This is a genomic window from Bacteroidales bacterium (assembly GCA_041671145.1).
Classification (GTDB): Bacteria; Bacteroidota; Bacteroidia; order Bacteroidales; family JAHJDW01; genus JAQUPB01.
This window is the reverse complement of sequence record JBAZBZ010000006.1, coordinates 57,833-78,223: the sequence shown is the minus strand read 5'-3', so window position 1 is coordinate 78,223 and position 20,391 is coordinate 57,833. Positions and strand designations below refer to the sequence as shown.

Genomic DNA, 20,391 nt, shown 5'->3' with positions numbered 1-20,391 from the left:
AACCGTAGATGATTAAAGTGAGTGCAGCTTTCAACAAGGTAAGGCATGGATATTCACGAGCAGGTTGTGCGGTTGGCTTTTGCGGGAGTGAGTAACTAAAAAAGTTTATTAACCAAAACAGCAAATTAACAGCAGAAATTTCAATTACTTACAAAATTTAAACAGATGAATAATTATTTATAAACGAAACTGCTTTGTTAAAATTACGTATTTATATATTTATTAATTTTTTTTGTATATTAGACATTATATATGTTAACTTAATTACAAACAAATTCATGAAATATTGTAACAAAATCGAGGTTAGAAAAATTGCAAATTTCAAACAGCCAACATCTAACTTCCAGCTTCACTAATCCAATACAATAATATAAAATAACATTAACTCATATAAACTCTATTGTGAATTAAAAATGAAGAATTACAGAAAATTATTGGAATATATAAACACTTTTGTATTTGATGTTGATGGAGTTTTGGCAAGTAGTTATGTATCAACCTTGCCTGATGGAGAGCAAATAAGAACAATGAATGCAAAGGACGGATATGCCATTCAACTTGCTGTGAAGAATGAATATAATGTTTGTATTATTTCAGGAGCAAAAGCCGATTCGATAAAAAAAAGATTCGAAAGAATCGGAGTTAAGGATATTTTTATGGGAACCGGCAACAAGTGCGAAGTGCTTGATAAATATATGAAAAATAAAAATCTGGAACGAAGAAATATTTTATATATGGGAGATGATATTCCTGATTATAAGGCAATGCAAATGGCAGGATTACCTGCCTGTCCTTCGGATGCGGCAAATGAAATTAAGTTAATTTCTCTTTATATTTCGGAAGTAAAAGGAGGAGATGGTTGTGTTAGGGATATAATTGAGCAGGTTTTGAAAATACAGGGGAAATGGATGAATGATAATGCTTTTTGCTGGTAACTGAAAACTTTTTTTGAATGATAAACTATTTACGGCTTATACGGTATAAAAATCTTTTTATTATTGCGTTGACGCAATATACTGTGAGATATTGTATGTTGAAACCATATTTCAGATATTTTACCGACACCGAACTTCAACTGAATAATTTTAATTTCTTTTTACTTGTTCTATCAACTATGATGATAGCTGCAGCTGGTTACATAATCAATGATTATTTTGATATTAAAGCCGATTGGATTAATCGTCCCGATAAAATTATACTGGGACGTCATATTAAAAGAAGTCGTGCTATTTTTCTGCATTTTGTTTTAAATGCAGCTGCTTTTATTATTGCTGTTTACTTGTCAATTCTTGCAGGAAATCTCAAATTAATATTGATTTATGTAATTGCAATAATATTATTATGGTGGTATTCAACAACTCTGAAAAAAACTTTTTTAATAGGAAACATAATAATTTCATTGCATGCAGCATTTGTGCCGTTGCTCGTTTGGTTTTTTGAAATTTCAACGATGAAAGAAAATAACTATAACATAACTATTTTCAATTTTTCTGATTTAAAAAAAGGACTTTTTGCTGTTGCATTTTTCGCATTTTTTATAAATCTGATACGCGAAATAATCAAAGATATTGAAGACATAAAAGGCGACAGGAAAATTGGATGCAAAACAATACCGATAAAATTAGGAATAAAAAATACCGAAATAATAATACTTGTTTTTTCATGCATTGTGTTTCTTTTGATTGTGCTTACACAAAAAAATATTTATGATGAGGGGTTATTTGTTTTGTTCTGGTATCTTATGATTTTCGTCCAGATTCCTCTTATTTTAATGTTTTATATTGTTCCTAAAGCAAATAAAAGAAAGGACTATAGCAATGCAAGTAATTTAGTAAAGCTTATTATGTTTACCGGTATTTTTGCAATTGTTGTATTTCATTTTACCCTTTTCCATATATGGCCTTTTAATAATTGAAAATACGTTTGTGGTTTGTTGTTAAAAAAACATCAACAAATAAACAAACAACTAACAACAAACTACAAACTTTTTTAAACAATGACTTTATTTAAAAATTATAATTTTATATTGGTTTCAAAGTCGCCGCGTCGTCAGCAGTTGCTAGAGGGAATGGGAATAAAATTTAAAATAAAAACTAAAGAAATTAATGAAAAATATCCAACTGAATACAAACGTGAAAAAATTCCCATCTACCTTTGCGAACTTAAAGCAAATACTTTTGCTAATGAAATAAAAAATGATAAAACTATTCTTATTTCAGCTGATACATTGGTATTTCTGAATAATAAAGTACTTAACAAACCAAAAAATTATACTGATGCTTTTAATATGCTCTCTGAGCTTTCGGGAAAAATGCACGAAGTAATTACTGGAGTTTGCCTGAAAACAAAAAATAAAACAGTTTCTTTTTATGATATTTCAAAAGTTTATTTTAAAAAACTTTCAAGAGAGGAAATAAAATTTTATATCGACAATTATAAACCTTATGATAAAGCCGGAGCTTATGGAGCACAGGAATGGCTTGGTTTTGTTGGCATCAGTAAAATTGAGGGCTCATATTTTAATGTAATGGGTTTGCCTACTCATAAGCTTTACGAAGAACTTGTTAAATTTTGCAAGTAAATTAAAATGAAAAATATAATTTTAATATTATTTTCTCTTTATTTTCTCAATACTTCAGCACAGGTTGACTCATCTCAATCTCAAAATAAATATAATTCCAAAAGATTATTATTTCTCACAGGAACTTGTGTTGTTGGTTATGGAGTATCAATGTATTTATTGAATGATTTGTGGTACAAAGATTATCCAAAATCATCATTTCATTTTTTTAATGATAACAATGAGTGGCTACAGGTTGATAAATTAGGGCATTTTTATACTGCATATTATATCGGAACTTATGGAATAAAACTTTTTAACTGGACAGGACTTGAAAGAAAAAAAGCAATCTGGCTTGGTGGATTAATAGGCACGGTTTACATGACAAACATTGAAATTCTCGATGGTTTTTCACAGCATTGGGGATTTTCTTTAGGTGATATGACTGTAAATATTTTAGGTTCTTTTGCCGTTATTTCACAGCAGTTGGCATGGAACGAACAAAAAATTATCGGCAAATGGTCATTTCATCAAACGAAATATTCCAAATACAGACCGGATTTGCTCGGAAAAAATATGCAGGAAAACTGGCTCAAAGATTATAACGGACAAACATATTGGGTTTCGTGTAATATATATTCATTTTTAAATAAAAATTCAAAATTTCCGAAATGGCTTAATGTTTCATTTGGCTATGGTGCCGAAGGAATGCTCGGTGCTACAAGTAATCCTTATGATTATAAAGGAAGCATACTACCGATATACGAAAGATACCACCAATATTATATTTCTTTGGATTTGGATTTATCAAGAATTAAAACAAAATCGAAATTTGTAAATACCATTTTTCAGGCATTGAACTTGCTTAAATTTCCTGCACCTGCCATAGAATTTAACAGAATTGACAAAGTTAAATTGCATGGAGTATATTTTTAACAGTAGCATTTTTAATTTTTATATCCCAAAGTTTTATTAAAATATTCTACAAACTGCTTTGTAATATTATCGCAGCCATAATGAAACATTCTATTTTCATTATCTTTTACCAAGCTAATGAATGAATATTTCTTATCGCTTGCATCTGTTTCGCTGGGTTGTTCTAATAATGATGCTGTTTCGAGAATAAGGTTTTCGGGAGCAACTTCAGTTTTTACATCAAGTTTATTTAAAAGAGTATAAATTTGATTATATGAATTTTTTTCGGGTTTACTCTGAAAAACAATATCTAATTTTTGAATAAACCCTTCTGTATTTGTGAAATGTCCTCCAATTTCAACAGGCAACGATGCTGGTAAAATCAAATCTGCCTCAGCAACGGTTTCGGTGATGAAATAATCCTGAACAACTTTAAACTTTGTTTTATTTATTAAAAGTTTCACGGCATTTTTATCAACAGCACAGCCGATAGGGTCTTCGCCGAAAACGAACAGATTTTTTATTTTGTTTTCATTAAGAAGCGAAAGTTGGTCTGCATAAACTTTATCTGGTAAATTATTTACTTCCCATTTTTTCTTTAAAAGAATTTTGTAATTTGCATCATTTACCGACTGATAACCCACTCCATATTCGGGAGTAATTCCCATATCAAACAATCCCTGTGAATTATTTTTTTCTTTAAGTGCAATTATTCCGTTTGCTGTTTTTCCCATCTTTCCTGTCAGTAGTGAAAAATTTATCAACGCAGTAGTTGCATTTGCTGAAAGATTTTTTTCTGAAAAAACAACCACGCTGTTCAATCCTTTTAAATATGATTTTGCAGTTTCTTCAATTATTTTTTCATCGGTTACTCCCGATTCTTTCACTAAAGTTTTATAATTTTCGGAGAGAAGTTTCTTTTTGTATTCTTCAAAACCAGAGCAATTATCTGTGATAAAATTTGTTTCTGCCAAATTATTGCTTAGCAGATAATGGTTCATTGCTTTAATAAAATGATAATATGATTTTATCAGAATAAACTCATCTGCTTTGGGTTTCATCAAGCTACTCGGCTTATTCGAAATAACAGTTAGTTTTATATCATTTTTAAATTTTGATTTATTAATCATATATCCTAATACAGGATTGTCTTTGCTCAATTCTGTTCCAAGCAAAAAAACATTTTTCAAATCTTTTATTTGTTCAAAAGGCAAACTGTCATACATATTGCTGAAATAATTTTCTCCTCTGCCAAGATAATGAAAACTTGCGATATTATTAGTTTTTACAGCAGCTCTTGAAAGTTTTTGAATCAAATATAATTCTTCATTTGTAAGACGCGCACCAGCAAAAAAAGCATTTTCATCAGCATTAACACTTTTAATTTTTTCTATTATAAGCTGAAATGCTTTATCGAATGATATTTCTTCAAATTTGCCATTTATTTTTTGAAGTGGTTTTATTATTCTTTTTTTATCATTAAAATAATTATATCCGAATTTTGGAAATTTGCAGATTGAACCATCATTATTGATATCGCCAGCTGCTCCTGTAATTCTCATTACATAACCATTTTTATGATGTATTTTTATTTTACAACCTATAGAACAATAATTACAAATTGTTTCATCTTCGTCAATTTTAGCATCAATAAGTTTAAAAGCAGCATTCTCTGTAATAGCATCTGCAGGACATGTTGAAATACATAAGCCGCAAGATTCACAAACTGAATCTTGAAGTTTTTCGCCAATAGCCGGAACAACAAGAGTTTCGTTGCCTTTCTCAACCAACTTAATAGCTTTTGCTCCTGCTACTTCATTACAAATTCTTATACATCTTGAACATAAAATGCATTTATCATTATCAATTTTAATAAACGGATGTTTAAAATCAGTTTTATTTTCTTTGCTTTTAGTTTTAAATTTTTTTATATCAACCCCGTATTCATTTATTAATCTTACTAAATCACTTTTATAAAAATCCGCATTTCTTTTCTCCACGTCGCCAACATAATAATTACTAACAATGGATTCTAATGAATTTTTTCTGTATTTTTTAATGTTTTCGCTTTCAGTTTCAATAATCATTCCTTCAACAATAATTGTAGAGCATGCAGGTTGAAGTTCGTTCATTCCTTTAACTTCTACTGCACATATTTTACAATACGAGAATGGTTCTAATCTCTGGTCATAACAAAGAGTGGGTATTTTATACCCATTTCTATTTGCAAATTCTAAGATTGATTCCCCTTTTTTTCCTATAAGTTTTTTCCCATTTAAGAAGACATTTACTTCGTTCATTTGTTTTAGTTTTTTTATTGAATCATTATAATTGTATTTTTACTTCATATTACAAAGTTGAAATATCAACAAATTTAAAATTTAATTTCTAATTAATACTGAATTATTAGAAAAAAATTATAGCTTAATTTTTTAAAGCTATATTTAAAAATAATCACCATAAGATTAGGTGTATGATGTTTTTTAAATTTTAAATATTTTTAATTTCAGCAATTAATTTTTGCATTGTTGTTTTTGCATCTCCGAATAACATTCTGTTTTATCATGTTAAAACATGCTTATTATCAATTGTGGTATAACCCTAAACCATAATACGTTTCATCTGTTTAAATTTTATAAGTTGTTGAAATTAATTGCTGTTTATTTGTCTTTTTTTGTTTGCATGGATATTTCATATCAGTAATATTTTTTGAACCAAGTACATTTATTACAGGCATTTCATAAATTGAACCGGAAAGTTCTTCTTCAGTAGCAGGATTTACAACGTCTTTACATCAACATTAGTAGCAATGATAATTAAAGGATTGTGAATACTTATGCCATTTTTGTTTAAAAAAAGCCGTCATTGTTTTTGGGACGGCTTCATTATATAAACATTTCTAAAAATCACTTCAGATTACTATTAATTTTATCAACACTCTCTTTAGCGTCGCCATAAAGCATGGCGGCATTTTCTTTATAGAACAGAGGATTCTCAACGCCTGCATAACCTACTGCCATAGAACGTTTCATAACAATAACCCTTTTTGCTTTCCAAACTTCAACAACAGGCATTCCATAAATCGGACTTGAGGGGTCTTCCTGCGCTCCGGGGTTAACCGTGTCGTTAGCACCAATAACCATTGTAACATCTGTTTCCGGCATATCAGGGTTAACTTCATCCATTTCCAAAACAATATCATAAGGCACATTTGCTTCAGCAAGCAAAACATTCATGTGTCCGGGAAGACGTCCTGCTACCGGATGAATACCAAATAGGACAGTTTTCCCTTTTTTCTTTAATTTCTCGACCATATCGTGAACAGGATACTGTGCTTTAGCAACAGCCATGCCATATCCGGGAACAATAACAATTGATTGTGCTTCATTAAGAATTTCAGCTGCTTCCTCATGAGTTATTGAATTTACTTTTCCTTCCAGCTTCTTTCCTGTTTTAATTTCCTGACCAAAACCACCTGATATAACTGAAAAGAAAGACCTGTTCATAGCATTACACATAATTATTGAAAGAATTGCACCCGAACTACCTACCAGTGCACCGGTAACAATAAGGAGGTCGTTTCCCAGCATGAAACCGGAAGCAGCAGCTGTCCATCCTGATAGTGAATTCAGCATTGATATTACAACAGGCATATCTGCTCCACCGATAGCCATCACCATAATTATTCCGAAAAATGCTGCAATGGCGGTCATTATACCTAAATATAACATAGCATGAGAACTGTCAGCACCAACAAACAAAACACCTAATACAATAGATGCCAAAAGAAGGACTACATTTACAATATCTTTCCCCATATAAACAAGTGGTTTACCGGAGATGTTCTCGGTAAGCTTTCCCCAAGCAATAACAGAACCTGTAAAAGTAATTGCGCCAATAAATATGCCAACATAAATTTCAACAAGATGTATTGACCTTTCAGCTCCTGTCAATTCAAAAGTATGAGGGTCGATAAAAGTACCGAAACCAACTAAAACTGCAGCCATACCAACAAAACTATGAAGTAATGCGATAAGCTGCGGCATTGAAGTCATTTCAACTTTCCTTGCAACAATAATTCCAATAATGGAAGCTATAACCATTGCTACAATTATATAAGTATATCCCTGGATATTTTCGCCAAATACTGTAGCCATAATGGCAATAATCATCCCTATAATACCATAGATAACTCCTTTTTTTGCTGTTTCCTGTGAAGCTAATCCTGATAAACTTAGAATAAACAGGATTGAAGAAAAGATATACGCTGCTATTTGAATATTTGTTGTAATCATAGTTATTTATTTTTTAAACATTTTTAACATTCTATATGTAACCATAAAACCACCGACAATATTAATGCTTGCAATCAATACTGCTATAAAAGCCAATATAGTTCTCGGGCTAGTAAAATCATCCTGTATAATAAGCAATCCTCCGATGATAATAATTCCGCTTATTGCATTTGTAACCGACATTAGCGGAGTATGCAAAGCATGAGTAACATTCCAGATTACATTCCAGCCAACAAAAACGGCAAGAACAAAAGCAGTAAAATGCGACATAAAATCAGCAGGTGCAACTTTACCAAGGAAGAAGAACAGTACACCAATAATTGCAAGCCATATAATATTCGAAATAATTGCTTTTTTTACTTTTGAGGCCTTTTTCTTGGCTTCTTCTTCAGCAGAAGGTTTTGGTGTTTCTGTTGTTTTATTGACGCTTACAGCTAATGGCTCCGGGGGCCAGTTTATTTTTCCTTCAAATGTAACCATGGCACGCTTTACGATATCATCAGCCATATCTATTTTAAAACTGTCAGCTTTGCCCATGTCATCTAATAGGTTGCACAAGTTATTTCCATAAAGGAAACTTGCTTGCGAAGGAAGTGCATCAACCTTGCCAACTATAGTGACTCCGTTTGTAGTTGTATAAACTTCATCCTTTTTTGTTAAGACACAGTTGCCACCTGTTCCTGCTGCCAAATCAACAATTACCGAACCCGGTTTCATTACTTCAACATGGTCTTTCAATATCAGTTTTGGTGCTTCTTTACCTGGAATCTGTGCAGTAGTGATAATAATGTCAACTTCTGATGCCTGTTGTTTAAACAATGCCATTTCAGCATCAATAAATGCCTGACTCATTGATTTGCTATAACCCGAAGAAGTGGATCCATCCTCGTTTATATCAACAGTTATAAATTGGGCGCCCATGGACTGAATTTGTTCAGCAACTTCTTTTCTTGTATCAAATGCTCTGACAATGGCACCTAATGATTTTGCCGTTCCGATAGCAGCCAAACCAGCAACACCAGCACCTATAACAAGTACCTTTGCCGGCTCAACTTTCCCTGCAGCAGTAATTTGTCCATTTAAAAAACGACCGAAATAATTGGCGCTTTCGATAACAGCTCTATAACCTGCAATATTTGCCATTGAAGACAATACGTCCATTTTCTGTGCACGTGAAATTCTTGGAATAGCATCCATTGCTATGGCGTTAACGCCAGCTTCAGATAATTTTTTTAACAGTTGTTGATTTTGTGCAGGCCAAAGGTAACTTAACATTAACGTACCTTTTTTCATTAAACCAACCTCCTGTTCTGTGGGTGGCTGAACTTTAAGAATGATGTCTGACTTAGAATAAAGCTCGTTTGCTGAAGAAATAATTTCAGCACCAGCCGATGAATATTCAGCATCAGAATACTTTGCTTTTAATCCGCAACCAGATTCCACAAGCACACTAAAACCCTGCTTTTTCAAGCGTGTAACCGTTTTGGGAGTTGCAGCGACTCTAAATTCGCTTTGATTCAACTCTTTTAGAATTCCTACTTTCATATTTTCATAATTTTATGTTTTAATAAATTCAAAAGTGTATAATATATCTTGTATTTAAAATAAAAAAACACCACGTAGTATTTATAATGAATTTAAAATTGTTTTTGTTCGTTTTCAAATATTCTTGATATCCGTATTTTTAAAATAGATTTTTTTGTTAAAAACAATTATTGTATAAAAACGGGCACAAACGTAATTCTTTTTTTAAAAAACATCAAAATTATTTTTATATTTTTATAAAAATTAATTTTTATAAAAATTAATTTAATTAGTTTTGCTTAAATAAATTTGATTTGGTTATGAAAAAACTATTTGCAATTATTATTTTAACGGCTTTGTGGATAAGCATTTCAGCACAGAATGCCGAAATCTATAATGGCGATACCATTAATAAAAGAGATGCGAAAAATTTAAAAACCGGAAAATGGCGAATCAAAATTGATAATATGTATTCCACAGGAATATACGTAAATGACTTAAAAGAAGGTCAGTGGCTCGGATATAATACTGGCAGTGGAAGACTTATACAAGTTGAAAATTATATCCACGGAAAGAAAAATGGTCTTTCATTATTATTAAATGAAAATGGTGTAATTGTAGAAGAAAAATATTATATAGATGACGTGCTTGATGGCGATTGCAGATACTTTGAATCAGAAAGATTAAAAACCGAAATTTCTTATAAATACGGAAAAATAAACGGAAGCAAAAGAACATTTTACGATTCAGGAAAGCTGCAGGAAGAAAGTCAATATGTTGATAATATCAGAAACGGTGAGGGAAGGTGGTATTATACATCTGGCAGGATTTCTACTGTAATTAATTATAAAAACGGAAATTTTGAAGGCATGCAAACTTCGTATTATGAAAACGGAAATACTATGAGTGAACAGAATTTTAAGAATAACGTTGAAGAAGGCGAGCATAAAGAGTATTATGAAAAAGGACAAATGAAAATACAGGGAATGTATGTAAATGGAAAGAAAGAAGGTGAATGGAAAGAATTTGATGAAAACGCAAAACTCATTAAAACTACTGTATTTAAAGGTGGAGAGGAAGTGAAAAAGAAAAAATAAAAGTTAGAATAAGTACAAAGATTCCATCTTTCGATAAGATGGAATCTTTTGAATTATATTAAATTCCCTTGATTCTTGCCGCATTTAAAAATTGAATTTATGAATAGAAGTTCTCGCCTTAAAAATGTTGCATAATAAATTTGTATTACTGAAAAAAAATTTTACCTTTGCACCCCATTTTAAAAGGAAATAAAAGAATATATATTAATAATAAAGAAATAAAAAGGTGGACACTCTTAGTTATAAAACAATTTCTGCAAACAAATTAACAGTTACAAAAGAATGGATTTTAATTGATGCAGAAAATGAAATTCTGGGCAGATTGGCTTCAAAAGTTGCAAAATTTGTCAGGGGAAAGTATAAGACAAACTTTACTCCTCACGTTGATTGCGGTGATAATGTTATCATCATCAATGCCGAAAAAATAAAACTTACAGGCAAAAAATTAACCGATAAAGTTTACAAGCATTATACGGGATATCCCGGTGGAGAAAGATTTACATCACCCAAAAAGCTTCTTATAAAAGATCCCACACAAATAATAAGAAAAGCTGTACGCGGTATGCTTCCAAAAAACCGTCTTGGCAATGCGATAATTAAAAATTTACATATATACGCAGGCAACGAACATCCTCATACAGCACAACAACCAAAAGAAATAAAACTTAACTCAATAAAATAATAAAGATGGAAATAATAAGCACTATCGGAAGAAGAAAAACTTCAGTAGCAAGAATTTTCATGAAGGAAGGCACGGGAAAAATCACAGTTAACGGCAAGGACTACAAAGAATATTTTGCTATATCCATTTTACAGGCAAGAATAGACCAGCCATTCGAACTTACCAACAGTACCGGAAAGTTTGATTTGAAAGTGAATCTTGTGGGTGGAGGAATATCGGGACAGGCAGATGCTCTCAAACTGGCTATTTCACGTGCATTGGTCAAGGTCAATGCAGAAAATAAACCTCCTTTGAAAGCAAGTGGTTTAATGACAAGAGACCCGCGCATGGTTGAACGAAAAAAACCGGGACAGAAAAAAGCAAGAAAAAGATTTCAATTTAGTAAACGATAAAAATTATTCAAATAAAAATATGACTAGAACAAATTACAAAGAACTATTAGATGCTGGTGTTCACTTCGGACACTTAAAAAGAAAATGGAATCCCAATATGGCTCCGTATATTTTTATGGAACGTAATGGCATACATATTATCGACATCAATAAAACTGTTGCGAAAATTGAAGATGCATCTTCCGCACTTAAACAAATTGCAAAATCAGGTAAAAAGATTTTGTTTGTTGGAACAAAAAAACAGGCAAAGGATGTAGTGGCAAACTATGTTAAAAAAGTTAACATGCCTTATGTTACAGAAAGATGGCCCGGCGGAATGCTCACCAATTTTGTTACAATAAGAAAAGCCGTAAAAAAAATGTCATCTATTGATAAAATGGCGGTTGATGGTACATTTACAAATTTGTCGAAAAGAGAACGCTTGCAGGTTACCCGCCAAAGAGCAAAACTTGAAAAGAACCTCGGCAGTATAGTTGACCTCACACGACTTCCGGCTGCAGTATTCGTTGTCGATATTATTAAAGAAGATATCGCGGTTGCTGAAGCAAAAAAATTAAGTATTCCTACTTTCGGCATAGTTGATACAAACTCCGACCCTAATAAAATAGATTTTCCTATTCCAGGCAACGATGATGCAGCAAAATCTATTGAAGCGATTGTTAAAGCTCTCACTGAAGCAGTACAGGAAGGATTGGATGAAAGAAAAATTGATAAGGAAAAACAGATAGAAGAAGAAAGAATAAAGAAAGAAGCAAAAGTTGAAGAAGATGATGATGAAATAAAAATGAAAGAAAAGAGAATAAGCACAATGATTTCAGAGGAAGAAGATGAAGATGTTATTAAAGGAAAACATAAAATATCTCCTGCAAAGAAAGAAGCTCTTAAAATTAAAGGTACTCCGAGAAAGGATGACGATTTTCATAGAGATAAACCAAGAAGATTTCAGAAAAAGAAATAAAGTTTAATTTTTAAAAGAAAACAGAAAAATGGCAAACATTACAGCAGCAGATGTTAATAAATTAAGACAAATGACCGGTGCAGGAATAATGGATTGCAAAAATGCACTTGTAGAATCAGAAGGCGACTTTGAAAAAGCAATTGATACTCTCAGAAAAAAAGGACAAAAAGTAGCAAGCAAGCGTGCCGACAGAGAAGCCAACGAAGGCGTAATTCTTGCGAAAACTTCCGATGATAATAAAAAGGCATTTATTATCATGTTGAATTGTGAAACCGATTTTGTTGCAAGAAATCAGGAATTTATTGATTTTGCTTCTGAAATTTTAAACATTGCAGTTCAGAATTCTCCGAAAAACGTTGAAGAACTTTGCGGATTAAAAATAAACGGATTACCTGTTTCTGAAAAATTGAATGAAATGCTCGGAAAAATTGGTGAAAAAATTCAGTTATCAAAATATGCGGTAGTAAATGCAAGTAAAGTATTTTCTTATGTTCATCCGGGTAACCGCCTCGCTTCAATTGTAGGATTTAACAAAGAAACAAGCACCGAAACGGGCAAAGATATTGCAATGCAAATTGCTGCCATGAGTCCTGTTGCCATTGACAAGGCAGACGTTGACCCTGCACTTGTTGCAAGGGAAAGAGAAATTGCCATGGAACAGGTTCGACAGGAAGGAAAACCAGAACAAATGCTCGAAAAAATTACTGAAGGAAAAATAAATAAATTCTATAATGAAAGTACTCTCTTAAATCAGGAATTTATTAAAGATAATAAGAAAACCGTAAGACAATATTTGCAGGAAACTGATAAAGAATTGCAGGTAACTGAATTCAGGCGTTTCCAGCTTGGCAATTAACTCTGCTAAGTTCCAGAAAATAAATTTTCAGATAATTAATGATTAATTAATATGCCAACAACAGCCGATTTCAGAAATGGTCTTTGTATTGAATTTAATAACGAATTATATACAATTGTTGATTTTCAGCATGTCAAACCTGGCAAAGGACCTGCTTTTGTTCGAACAAAACTTAAAAATCTGAAAACAGGCAAGGTAATTCCAAATACGTTTACTTCGGGCGTTAAAATTGACGTTGCGCGTGTTGAAAACAGAACTTACCAGTTTATTTACAAGGATGATATGGGATACAATTTCATGCATTCCGAAACTTTTGAACAAATTGTAATTGATGAAAATCTTATTAATGCTCCTTCCTTATTAAAAGAAGGTCAGGAAGTGCAAATATTATTTCATGCCGATACCGAAACCCCCCTCTCATGTGAATTACCTCCGTTTGTTGAAATGGAAGTGATTTATGCAGAGCCCGGATTAAAAGGTGATACTGCTACAAATACTCTGAAACCGGCAAAAGTAGAAACAGGTGCAATCATTAATGTTCCCCTGTTTATTAATCAGGGTGACAGAATTAAAGTTGATACCAGATCACTTTCATATTCCGAACGGGCAAAATAAAGTCAATAAATTTATTTTTGATTACTTTTCCGCAATAACATTTCCATGTGGGAGTTCCTGTTTTTTTATCTTTCCCTTTCATTAAAACAATATATTAATAAATTTCATCAAGTATTATATACTTATATTTTTTTTCTGTATTTACATCGAATATCAAAGATAATTCATAGTACAAATTGATAGTGATATTAAGAATAAATATTGAATTTTATTTTTTTTTATTATTTTATTTTTTTCTTATTAATTTTGTAATATCTTATTAATTATAAATGAATTATTGTAAAAGAAAATTGTTTTTTAAAACAAAATTTAGGAAAACAAAAAAGGTGAATCAGTTAAAATAATTCGTTATTAGAAGATAATAAGAAAATAAAAAATTTATTTATTGAGTGTCATCAACCTTAATTAGTACTTGTCCATAAACTCTAATTAGTATTAGGTTTATTAATCTCTAAATAATTATGATAACTGTAAAATCAAAAAAAAAATTTAGACAATATTTAGATGAACTTTCGTATAAGTTCACTGTTGAACAAATGCAAAGGGATTGTCTGGATGCAAATTCAGAAAATTCTGAAGACAAACAAAATATAAGAAAGTTCATTTTAATGTCATTCTCTAATCATAAGGTTTCAATAATTCCCCATAGATTTTTATTGCGATATCAATTTAAAAAAATAGCTTCTTGGATAGGGAATAGGTCACGATTCGGTTGGAATACATATTACCGCAGTAAAGCGAAATCCAATTTAGAATAATAAAAATAATATATATACTATATTTTAAACTACTTAAATAATAAATCCTACCGGCAGAGCTTAATACAAATACTTTCTAAAATAAATATACGCGTGAGCCATACGATTATATTGCTGTGTTGTAAAACAGCATCTGCATGCTTTCGGATGATACGACATAAGATTGCATATTGGAGGCGTAATATAATCCCCCTTGGTATCTTTTGCACTACCAATATAAGTACATCCTGAAAATTGTGCGTTTTCAATGTCGGCTTCAGTGTCGCATATTAAATCGCCGGCAGTTTCGCAGTTATCGCCATCAGCATCTTCTGCACCACCTGAAATTTCGAAAGTGTGAAGAAGATTAAAATAATGTCCCATTTCATGCGATATTGAAGTTTTAATAGCAGATTTATTCAAAAAAATATAATCCGAACTTGGAGGAAGAGGTGCATATCCGGCAGGATAACCTCCATTAAGCTTTATTTTTTCTACAAGATATACGTTTATTGTTTTAGGATTATAATATAATGTGAAAATTTCTTTTTCTTCAATTTGGCTATCAAAAAAATTATATTTCCAATTTTTTATTGTGTCAATTTTACATATTTTAAATGATAAGCATATTGGTTTAAAATCATTATTAAGAATAGTAAAAGCATCGTCAATATCGCTTTTTGTTATTTTACAACTTCCTGTACTATCACAAACAATATGCATGGTTATGGCAATTTCTTTATTCAAACATGTATCGGGTACAGTGGATGCCTTGATGTTAACATTTCTGGTTTTATTAAATTCATTCTTGATTCTTTGTTTGTATGATTTCATAAACTCAGGTGAGACAACTGTTCCACATTTGTTTTCCTGAGCATATAAATATGAAATTATTGAAAAGTAAAAAAATAAATAAGCAGTTATTTTTTTCATTTTGTTGCTATTAGTTTATATGAAAATTAAATTTAATTAACAAAAATATATAAATATTCAATAAAATAAAATTAGAATTAATAAAAGTAAAATTATATATTTGCTAATTAAGTATTAACTAATTAGAGTTTGTCCATAATAATATCGGAGTTAATTCATTTATTTGACGAATTCTCACAAAAGTGCTACAAATTCTAAATAGTTTCCAGCGAATTCTAAAATGCACTTGACAGGAGTGTTTTATTTTTTTATGTTTGTTGAATAATATAGAAAAGTAATAATTATTTTATAGTATGTTTAGAAAAATAAAAAAATACCGTTCACAAACTCATAATGACATTTCATATCGTTTTTTATACCACTTACAAAGCGGTATCAAATTTAAATAAAGATGTTTAAAAAAAGTTATATAATTTTTACATTATTTTTTTTATTTACTTCAAATTTTGTTTTTTCACAACAAGCCGATGATAGTACTGGTTGTGCTCCATTTTTAGTTCATTTTACAGGAGTACCCGGAGCAACAAATATTTTATGGGATTTTGGCGATGGCGCCGGAAGCAATATCAATAATCCTCAGCATACGTATGCTTTAACCGGTAATTATGTAGTTAAATATGATGCTACTGTTAACTCATCACCATATAGTTCAACCATTAATATAAAAGTTTTTGGAAAACCTACTCCTAAATTTACTACTCCTGATAATTTAAAAGGATGTATTCCTCATTTAATGCACTTTAACGACCAATCTACAGGTTGGGGAGGAAGTACAATAAAAAATTGGCAGTGGACTTTTGGTGATGGAGGAGGAGATAATACAAATAACCCGAATCCACAATACGTTTATACACTTGGAGGAGTATTTGATGTATCATTGATAGTAATTGATGATAATGGCTGTGATTCTTCTATTGTAAAAAAACTATATATATCTGTTTCTCAAAAACCGACAATATCTGTAATTACAAATCCTTTGAATTTAATTTCATGCAACGTGCCATTTGTTGTTACTTACAATACTACTGCTACAAGTAATGCTACGCAGAATAAAACTTTGAATTATATATGGAATTTCGGTAATGGACAAACTAGTTCATCTATTACTCCTTCTCCTGTTATAACATATACACATAATGGCAGTTATACTGCAAAGCTTATTGTAACTGATATTAATGGCTGTTCTGATTCTGTAAAAAAAATAATATCAATTGGAAAACCAGTAGCTTCTTTCAATGTTGGGGATACAGTATGTAATCCTGTTACTTTTATAAATAATTCAACACCAGGAACTACAGCTATTTGGATTTACGGGGATGGGACAAATGGTAATTCGCCTTTTCATACATACACCAATTCCGGATTTTATAATGTTAAATTAACTGTAATTTCTTCAGGAAATTGTCAGGATGATACAACAAGAAGAATATATGTGGAAATTCCTACAGCAAATTTTACTTTTACTCCAACATATTTCTGTTCTATTCCGGCAAGTATTACTTTAACTAATAATTCTTCACCTGGAACAACATGCAGTTGGAGCTTTTCTCATATTCCTCAAATGACTGATGATGATTCTCTGCATAATAAAATAAAAATCAATCCTTCGTCTTCAACTAATTGCAATCCTGTAATAACTATTGAAAAAGGAAGCGATACCAGTCAATACATTATTATTAATAAATCCAAAATTTACGCTACTTTAACTGTTACAACATCTCACGGTTGTACGGCTACTTTAACTAAACTTATTGATACTGTTTGCCTGCCAATAGCACGCTTTATGCCTGATATAACTTATGGATGTGCTCCATTAGAAGTTAATTTTTCCGATTCAAGCAGGTCGTGTGATGAAATTACAAATTGGAAATATATTTGGGGCGATGGAACAACTACCAGTGGAAAAAACGTTCCGCATACTTTTAATAATCCCGGCACATACTGGGTTAAACTCGTTATTACAAATATTAAAGGATGTATTGATACTTCTTATGCAATAAAAATAGATGTTGGTAAAATTCCCTTCCCTGATTTTAGCGTTTCAAAAACATCTCTATGTCCTGATGAAGAAGTTACTTTCACTGATAAAACCCCTTTGTCCGACAGTATTGACACTTGGCATTATTACTCCGATGGCAAAGGATTTATGACATCACATTGTCCTAATGATGGCAATCCTACGTGGAAATTTATTTCTTCCACTGGACCACAGAATGTAGAACTTGAAGTTGGGTCAAAAGGTTGTTATAATTCAATTACAAAAAATTCTTTAATATGGGTTAAAGGACCTATAATAACTTTTACAACTCAATCGTATTGCGATTCGCCACAGGTATATATTTTTACAGCAGCTCCCCAACAATCAAAAATATGGAGTTGGAACTTCGGTGATGGCACAAATCTTAACAATACAACTCAAGCAATAGTTTCGCACAAATATATTAATTCCGGAAATTATACTGTTACCCTTAAAGCTGAAAACGATACTACGGGCTGCAATCCATGGACAGACACAAAAATAGCTGAAGTCAGAAAATTAAAAGCATTTTTTACTCCTGATACTTTACTTTGTAATAATGTGATTAATCCATTTAACTCTATTGGTTCCACAGATGTTGATGTTTCATGTGATAATTCCGGATACATTTGGTTTTTTGATAATGAGCCGCCAAAAATGACAAGCAGTACCAATACCAATCAAATTTTTACTAATTCCGGATATCATAATATAAAACTTGTGGTTAAAGATGTTAATTATTGTTGGGATACAATATCTAAAAGAGTTAAGTCCTTTGGAGTTTTCCCTAAAATTGTTTGCGACTCAACCTATATTTGTGTGCCGCAAGATGTAATTTTTTATACAAAAGGTACTACTGCCGATACAACAATAACTTCATACAACTGGAATTTTGGTGATGGCGGAACATCTACCATTGACTCAATATCCCATCTTTATACTAATACAGCACCAAATTCTTTTATTGTTACTTTAACAATAACAGATAAATTAGGTTGTAGTTCTACAGCTAACTATACAATAATTCCATCAAAACCAAATCCAAATTTTAGTGCAACACCAAAATTAAATCTTTGTGTCGGCGATTCAGTCAGATTTAATCCTGTTGTTACAACTCATGAAAAATATAGTTGGAATTTTGGAGATGGCAAAACGGATACCATAATAAATCCTTATCATAAATATATTAATAGCGGAACATATAGCGTTAATCTTAAAATTAATGATTCTATAAATTGTCCAAGTCAAAGTACAATTTCTAATTATATTCACGTTCAGGATTATCCTAATCCTAATTTTTATTCTTCTTTGGATACTGCCGCAAATAGGTGTTACCCAAAAGATATTAATTTTATTGATACAGCAAACAGGTATAAAAATTATGTTTCACGTATATGGGATTTAGGAACAGGCGGAGCAACTATTTCTAATGCTTCTGTATATCAGCATTACGGAGAGCCCGGTAAATATACAGTGAAATTATACTTAACAACTACTTTTGGATGCAAAGACAGCTCTTTAAAAACATTTCAGTTGTATGGACCCAAAGCAAACTTTAACGTAACACCTTCATCAGTTTGTAAAGGTGATAGTGTATTGATATCACTGAATACATCAGATACTTTTAATTTAGATACATGGCATTGGGATTTTGGAGATGGAACAGGTGCTAATAAATCAAATCCCATTTATCATATATTTAATTATCATCCTTCAAATGGAAATAATAATATTACTCTTATATGCTGGTCGCAGGATTCAACTTGTCCTAAAACATTTTCAAAACCTTTAAAAGTACATCAGGTTATTGCCGACTTTAAACGAAATAATGAAATTAGTTCTATTGATACAGCTCATTGTTTAAATATCACCGATAATTTTATTAATACTTCAGATTCTGCAAATACTTATTATTGGAATTTCGGAGACAGTTATACAGACAATACATTTAACACTCAACACAAATATAAATCTGCCGGAACATATAATGTTGAGCTTTTAGTTAAAAATACTGCAACAACTTGCGAAGATACAATTACAAAAAAAATGATTATATTCCCTCTTCCTGAAATCATAGCAAGTGGAGGAGATACATGCTTTAATAAATCAGTTCAAATATTCTCAAATGCAAATAATGCAATAAAATACAAATGGACACCAAGCACCGGATTAAGTTCTGATACTATTGCCAACCCTTATGCTTCACCGAAAACTTCAACAAATTATCAAATAAAAGTAACAGATATAAATGGCTGCACTGACAGTAAAAATGTTTATGTATATATTCAACAGCCGCCAAATGAAATAATATGGGATACAACAATTGTTGTGGGGGAAAAAGTTAATCTAAATGGTAACGCCGGAGATGGCTTTACTTATTCGTGGAACCCCCCAAAAGATTTAAGTTGTCCTGATTGTCCCGTACCTAATTCCTCAACTTTGCAAGACATTAAATATGTTGTTACATTTAGAGATACATTGGGTTGTTTTACCGGAGAATCCATATTTACTATTAAAGTTTTACCGGTATCTTCAGTAGATGTTCCTTCTGCATTTACACCTAACGGAGATGGAATAAATGATATAGCTTATGTTGCAGGTTGGGGAATAAAGAAATTAATTTCTTTCAAAATATTTAATCGCTGGGGCGAATTATTATTTGAGTCCAATGACATTAAAGTCGGCTGGGATGGAAAATATAAAGGAACCCCTCAGAATACTGAAACTTATACTTATTATGTAATTGCTGAAACATACATTGATAAAGAACCGATAACAAAAAAAGGGTTAATTAAAATTCTCAGATAATT

Annotated in this window: 15 protein-coding genes; 11 read left to right on the top strand and 4 right to left on the bottom strand. The window is 31.4% G+C overall.

Annotated features, from left to right (window positions below; translation table 11 throughout):
* The first annotated feature begins 413 nt into the window (after window positions 1-413).
* The 4 genes from WC223_03670 (at window position 414) to WC223_03655 (ending at window position 3,496) form a co-directional block, all read left to right on the top strand.
* The gene (locus tag WC223_03670) at window positions 414-935 is read left to right on the top strand and encodes an HAD hydrolase family protein (GenBank protein ID MFA6923332.1); all 522 of its coding nucleotides are present in this window, start codon (window positions 414-416) and stop codon (window positions 933-935) included.
* A gap of 17 nt (window positions 936-952) precedes the next feature.
* On the top strand, window positions 953-1,915 hold the full coding sequence (locus WC223_03665; protein MFA6923331.1) for a geranylgeranylglycerol-phosphate geranylgeranyltransferase: 963 nt from the start codon (window positions 953-955) through the stop codon (window positions 1,913-1,915).
* Window positions 1,916-1,996: 81 nt separating this feature from the next.
* The gene (locus WC223_03660) at window positions 1,997-2,581 is read left to right on the top strand and encodes a Maf family nucleotide pyrophosphatase (protein ID MFA6923330.1); all 585 of its coding nucleotides are present in this window, start codon (window positions 1,997-1,999) and stop codon (window positions 2,579-2,581) included.
* Window positions 2,582-2,587: 6 nt separating this feature from the next.
* Window positions 2,588-3,496, top strand: coding sequence for a DUF2279 domain-containing protein (locus tag WC223_03655; protein ID MFA6923329.1), 909 nt, complete (start codon window positions 2,588-2,590; stop codon window positions 3,494-3,496).
* Between the two features lie 11 nt (window positions 3,497-3,507).
* Here the strand turns inward: WC223_03655 and WC223_03650 are convergent, their stop codons facing one another.
* The 3 genes from WC223_03650 to WC223_03640 all read right to left on the bottom strand — a co-directional run bounded on the left by WC223_03650 (window position 3,508) and on the right by WC223_03640 (window position 9,315).
* Window positions 3,508-5,775, bottom strand: coding sequence for a molybdopterin-dependent oxidoreductase (locus tag WC223_03650; protein MFA6923328.1), 2,268 nt, complete (start codon window positions 5,773-5,775; stop codon window positions 3,508-3,510).
* A gap of 606 nt (window positions 5,776-6,381) precedes the next feature.
* The gene (locus tag WC223_03645) at window positions 6,382-7,770 is read right to left on the bottom strand and encodes an NAD(P)(+) transhydrogenase (Re/Si-specific) subunit beta (GenBank protein ID MFA6923327.1); all 1,389 of its coding nucleotides are present in this window, start codon (window positions 7,768-7,770) and stop codon (window positions 6,382-6,384) included.
* A gap of 6 nt (window positions 7,771-7,776) precedes the next feature.
* Window positions 7,777-9,315, bottom strand: a complete 1,539-nt coding sequence (locus tag WC223_03640) for a Re/Si-specific NAD(P)(+) transhydrogenase subunit alpha (protein MFA6923326.1) — start codon at window positions 9,313-9,315, stop codon at window positions 7,777-7,779.
* A 299-nt stretch (window positions 9,316-9,614) separates the two neighbouring features.
* Here WC223_03640 and WC223_03635 point away from each other — a divergent pair, with 299 nt between their 5' ends.
* The 6 genes from WC223_03635 (at window position 9,615) to efp (ending at window position 13,894) form a co-directional block, all read left to right on the top strand.
* A complete protein-coding gene (locus WC223_03635; protein ID MFA6923325.1) occupies window positions 9,615-10,391 on the top strand; it encodes a toxin-antitoxin system YwqK family antitoxin in 777 nt (258 codons plus the stop codon).
* A 226-nt stretch (window positions 10,392-10,617) separates the two neighbouring features.
* Window positions 10,618-11,073 carry a 50S ribosomal protein L13 gene (rplM, locus tag WC223_03630; protein MFA6923324.1) on the top strand — a complete coding sequence of 152 codons (456 nt, stop codon included), beginning with the start codon at window positions 10,618-10,620 and terminating at the stop codon, window positions 11,071-11,073.
* A 5-nt stretch (window positions 11,074-11,078) separates the two neighbouring features.
* The gene (gene rpsI, locus WC223_03625; protein MFA6923323.1) at window positions 11,079-11,465 is read left to right on the top strand and encodes a 30S ribosomal protein S9; all 387 of its coding nucleotides are present in this window, start codon (window positions 11,079-11,081) and stop codon (window positions 11,463-11,465) included.
* A gap of 19 nt (window positions 11,466-11,484) precedes the next feature.
* On the top strand, window positions 11,485-12,423 hold the full coding sequence (rpsB, locus tag WC223_03620; GenBank protein MFA6923322.1) for a 30S ribosomal protein S2: 939 nt from the start codon (window positions 11,485-11,487) through the stop codon (window positions 12,421-12,423).
* Window positions 12,424-12,451: 28 nt separating this feature from the next.
* Window positions 12,452-13,279, top strand: a complete 828-nt coding sequence (tsf, locus tag WC223_03615) for a translation elongation factor Ts (protein MFA6923321.1) — start codon at window positions 12,452-12,454, stop codon at window positions 13,277-13,279.
* 51 nt (window positions 13,280-13,330) lie between these two features.
* Window positions 13,331-13,894: an elongation factor P gene (gene efp, locus WC223_03610; protein ID MFA6923320.1), complete on the top strand. Its 564-nt coding sequence runs from the start codon at window positions 13,331-13,333 to the stop codon at window positions 13,892-13,894.
* An 818-nt stretch (window positions 13,895-14,712) separates the two neighbouring features.
* On the opposite strand, the gene WC223_03605 is transcribed toward efp, so the two are convergent.
* Window positions 14,713-15,564, bottom strand: a complete 852-nt coding sequence (locus tag WC223_03605; protein ID MFA6923319.1) for a M43 family zinc metalloprotease — start codon at window positions 15,562-15,564, stop codon at window positions 14,713-14,715.
* A gap of 391 nt (window positions 15,565-15,955) precedes the next feature.
* Here WC223_03605 and WC223_03600 point away from each other — a divergent pair, with 391 nt between their 5' ends.
* Window positions 15,956-20,389, top strand: coding sequence for a PKD domain-containing protein (locus WC223_03600; GenBank protein ID MFA6923318.1), 4,434 nt, complete (start codon window positions 15,956-15,958; stop codon window positions 20,387-20,389).
* Window positions 20,390-20,391: the final 2 nt, after the last annotated feature.

Excerpts from the sequence above, each read along its gene's own strand:
- WC223_03670 (MFA6923332.1), top strand. The coding sequence starts at position 414 with ATGAAGAATTACAGAAAATTATTGGAATATATAAACACTTTTGTATTT.
- WC223_03665 (MFA6923331.1), top strand. The coding sequence starts at position 953 with ATGATAAACTATTTACGGCTTATACGGTATAAAAATCTTTTTATTATT.
- WC223_03660 (MFA6923330.1), top strand. The coding sequence starts at position 1,997 with ATGACTTTATTTAAAAATTATAATTTTATATTGGTTTCAAAGTCGCCG.
- WC223_03655 (MFA6923329.1), top strand. The coding sequence starts at position 2,588 with ATGAAAAATATAATTTTAATATTATTTTCTCTTTATTTTCTCAATACT.
- WC223_03650 (MFA6923328.1), bottom strand. The coding sequence starts at position 5,775 with ATGAACGAAGTAAATGTCTTCTTAAATGGGAAAAAACTTATAGGAAAA.
- WC223_03645 (MFA6923327.1), bottom strand. The coding sequence starts at position 7,770 with ATGATTACAACAAATATTCAAATAGCAGCGTATATCTTTTCTTCAATC.
- WC223_03640 (MFA6923326.1), bottom strand. The coding sequence starts at position 9,315 with ATGAAAGTAGGAATTCTAAAAGAGTTGAATCAAAGCGAATTTAGAGTC.
- WC223_03635 (MFA6923325.1), top strand. The coding sequence starts at position 9,615 with ATGAAAAAACTATTTGCAATTATTATTTTAACGGCTTTGTGGATAAGC.
- rpsI (MFA6923323.1), top strand. The coding sequence starts at position 11,079 with ATGGAAATAATAAGCACTATCGGAAGAAGAAAAACTTCAGTAGCAAGA.
- rpsB (MFA6923322.1), top strand. The coding sequence starts at position 11,485 with ATGACTAGAACAAATTACAAAGAACTATTAGATGCTGGTGTTCACTTC.
- tsf (MFA6923321.1), top strand. The coding sequence starts at position 12,452 with ATGGCAAACATTACAGCAGCAGATGTTAATAAATTAAGACAAATGACC.
- efp (MFA6923320.1), top strand. The coding sequence starts at position 13,331 with ATGCCAACAACAGCCGATTTCAGAAATGGTCTTTGTATTGAATTTAAT.
- WC223_03605 (MFA6923319.1), bottom strand. The coding sequence starts at position 15,564 with ATGAAAAAAATAACTGCTTATTTATTTTTTTACTTTTCAATAATTTCA.
- WC223_03600 (MFA6923318.1), top strand. The coding sequence starts at position 15,956 with ATGTTTAAAAAAAGTTATATAATTTTTACATTATTTTTTTTATTTACT.